Below are 3,526 nucleotides of genomic sequence, written 5' to 3' on the forward strand. Positions count from 1 at the left end.
TTTTCTTGGTGCGCCCGGCAGGATTCGAACCTACGACCCTCTGATTCGTAGTCAGTTTCTTTGGGTCAAGACGAGAGGCCAGTTTGGTTAATTTCTTTTTAAATCAATAACTAACGATAGCGTAGTATAACTGTGTATAACCAGATTTTAATTCTGAGTGTCCCAAAATTGTCCCAAATCGGTTTGGTGGGACACTCAATTAACTTAATAACTTATCTATCAAAAGAATAAACTTCACGCAAGTGTTTTTTTGGAATCTTGCACTTATATCGGCGAATATTGAAATAAACTATGATCTCCAATCACCGAATTTAACGGCAACAGCAACCATTCAACGATATCAGGGGATGTGGATCTGGTAGTCATCATTGACGGCAAGCCGGGATCTATAGGAAGAATCTACAGGTGGCACCAAAGGGTCCATGATCCGAAAAAGCTACTATTCCTGCCCGGTAACATCTTTCCATCTTTGCTGATCAGGTCGATCCTTTCAGGGTTTTCCAATATCTCTTCTTGTATAAAGTTTAAAAAAATTCTATTTGACATATCATGAAAACACTAAGGGGAGAAAAAATAAACCAACTCATGCAAACCTGGCCCTCGGGAACCGTAAAAAGTTCCAGGGAGCTTGCAGCCCTTGGCATCTCCCCGTCCCTTGTTCAAAGCTACATCAAGCAAGGTTGGCTGGTCTCTCTGGGACGCGGAGTCTATGCCAAAAGCCATGACAAACCCAACTGGCTCGGGGGGCTTCATTGTTTACAGCAGCATAAAACATCCGGTTGTATTCTGGCGGGCGGAAGAACGTCCCTGGAATTGCAAGGATATACGCATTACGTCCCGACCCATGATCGAGAAATATTTCTTTTTGCCCCATCCCCAAAAAAACTCCCGGCATGGTTTGCCAACTACGAGTGGGGCCAACCAATCATATTCACCTCGACAGCACTCTTTCCAGAGGATCTTGAGCAAAGCCTTGTAATTTATGATGCCGGAACATTCACCCTGCATATATCCTCCCCAGAACGGGCAGCCCTGGAGCTTCTGTATCACGTGCCTCAAAAAGTACGTTTTCAGGAGGCAGGGCACATCGTGTCGAACCTTGCCACATTACGCCCGGTTATCCTCCAGACCTTGCTGGAACAGTGCAACAGTATCAAGGCCAAACGACTCTTTCTGTACCTTGCCAAGGCATCCGGTTTTCACTGGTTCAATCATCTGAACCTGGCCACCATCAATCTCGGTTCCGGTAAACGGGTCATTGTCAAAAACGGCATTCTGGACAAGGAGTTCGGCATCACTGTCCCCGGGGATCTTGACGGAGAACTGTTTTGAACACGTATGAAAAGCAGGTGCGCATCCTCTTAAGAGTCCTGGCCCTGATTGACTTTGACGATCCAGAAGGTAAAGGTTCGCCCTTTCTGGCGCTGAAAGGCGGGACAGCGCTCAATTTTTTTCTCTGGAATCTACCCCGCCTCTCTGTTGATATAGACTTGGCCTTTTGCCCCATTAATGATCGCCGGACGGCCTTGGCGGATATTGGGGCCAGCATGAACCGATTGGGAAAGAAGATCGAACGACTTTTTCCAGGCGCAACCGTCGTGGAGACATCGCCGAGAACAGGGGCACCCAAAGTGATCATTCATCATGAAGGCGTCACGGTAAAAATTGAACCTAATGCCACGGTTCGCGGCACAGTTTATGAGACTGAGTACGCAAGACTGCAACCGGAAATTGAAAAACGTTTCGAAATGGCCGTTGAAGTACGCCGCCTGTCCATCCACGATCTCTATGGCGGCAAGATATGCGCTGCTCTGGATCGCCAGCACCCGCGCGATCTGTTTGACGTTGCCCAGCTTTTGGATACGACAGAAATCACAAAGGAAACGCGAAAGGTGGTCATTATTTATTTGCTTGGTCACAACCGCCCCATGTCTGAATTGCTCAACCCCCGGTTTCAACCTCTTGGCGATGTCTATGAAAAGGAATTTCAGGGGATGTCACGAACGATTATCTCTGTTGAAAAACTTGAGGAAACCCGTGTCCGATTGGTTCAGGATATCAGGTCCGGCTTGAGTCATGATGACAAACGATTCCTTCTGTCCATCAAACGAGGCAATCCCGAATGGAACCTACTGGGAATTCCACACGCCAAACACTTGCCCGCAGTACGCTGGAAATTGTATCATATTGAAAAATTGCGGAAAAATCCCGCAAAACACGCCAAGGCTTTACAAAAATTGGAGGAATGTCTCTCTAACTGATATTGTGGTGTCAATACGATATTAAAAAATACAAGCACATCCGACGATCGTCCTCAAAATCCCCAAAAACAACACGAGCCCACCAACAAAGAGGCCTTGACAGTACGAACCACTGTCAAGGCCTCTTTGTTTTTGTAGATGGGTATTTGTGCGGAGAGATGAGAAAGGGCGTATCCAGTGGCCCTACCTACGCAACATAGGTTCAGCTACCAAGTGACGAGAGAATCTTGAGTTTGGCCTCGAGCTCGGCAATCCGCTTTTCATGGTTTTCAAGTTGGAGCGCCATTGCATCGTCATTTTCAGTAACCGGTTGTGGGGCTGATGAAGTGTCTTCATCAAAAAGATCATGAATGGAGATTTCAAGTGCTTCTGCGATCTGGCGCAATTTTCCAAGTGTGCAGCGCTCGATCATGTCATCTTTTCGGGCGCGCATAATCGTTACATTGTTTACTCCAGAGTCCTCTCCCAGCTGACGGATCGTCGTTTTCTTTTCGTTCATTATCCTTTCGAGATGACTTATCATTATAAATTTCTCTTTTTTTTAAAAAATAACGAAAATGTGTTGACAAGTTAATACAAAATGTATATAGTCTTTCTTAACGGAACGGGGAAAATCACATTTCAAGAGTGCGTAAGATCGCTTAAGAGACTCGAACTAATTATAAATGTTCATTTAAAAGTAGTCCAAGCTCTTGCCACTCGGCGACTTTCGATTTTCTCAGCTGACCTGATACATAGGCTAGAATGTTATGATAAAAAATAACATACCAGGATCGGTCAAAGAGGCATGGCATTGAATTTAACGGAAAGATCTGTGTCGCGCAATGAGAGAAATAACCGTTTCAAGTGAGGAAAATTGGCCTTTTTCATCAAAACCAACCGGCAAATGGAGGTTACCCGAATGAAAACATAGACCACTGTTTTGGAAACCGTACGAAAATTGTACTTGGGCTGTAATCACATTTCAATACCAACCCATTATAGAAAAGGTGAAAACATGACTAATCTTGAAAAAGTTCTTTCAGGACATTGGGATAACATCAAAGACTATAGCCACAATCTCAATGATTTCAAAAAGTTTATGCAAAAAGAGGTTGAGGGTATCGACAAGAATTCTAAAGAAATAATCGATCAAATGGAATTCGACGAATTATTCATTGCGTTGAATAATAAGAACAACATTGTTTTCAAAACAATGATTATGCCTGATTCACAAAGAAAGTATCCCTATGGATGTATGGAAGTCATGGCTGAGATGGATACAA

Annotated in this window: 4 protein-coding genes; 3 read left to right on the plus strand and 1 reads right to left on the minus strand. The window is 44.4% G+C overall.

The genetic code is table 11. The annotated features are described in order from the left end of the window. Positions 1-549: 549 nt before the first annotated feature. Positions 550-1,332, plus strand: a complete 783-nt coding sequence (locus ACY692_RS14545; RefSeq protein WP_462326099.1) for a type IV toxin-antitoxin system AbiEi family antitoxin domain-containing protein — start codon at positions 550-552, stop codon at positions 1,330-1,332. After that, entirely contained in the window at positions 1,329-2,261 is a 933-nt protein-coding gene (locus ACY692_RS14550) for a nucleotidyl transferase AbiEii/AbiGii toxin family protein (protein WP_462326100.1), read from the plus strand. The genes ACY692_RS14545 and ACY692_RS14550 overlap by 4 nt, the downstream gene beginning before the upstream one ends. 202 nt (positions 2,262-2,463) lie before the next feature. Here ACY692_RS14550 and ACY692_RS14555 read toward each other — a convergent pair whose 3' ends face one another. Next, positions 2,464-2,784 (minus strand): helix-turn-helix domain-containing protein, encoded by a 321-nt coding sequence (locus tag ACY692_RS14555; RefSeq protein WP_462326101.1) that lies wholly within the window; start codon positions 2,782-2,784, stop codon positions 2,464-2,466. A gap of 474 nt (positions 2,785-3,258) precedes the next feature. Between ACY692_RS14555 and ACY692_RS14560 the strand changes: the two genes are divergently transcribed. Further along, a partial coding sequence (locus ACY692_RS14560; RefSeq protein ID WP_462326102.1) for a hypothetical protein occupies positions 3,259-3,526 on the plus strand: 268 nt, incomplete at its 3' end.

This window comes from Desulfoplanes sp., from assembly GCF_054921335.1.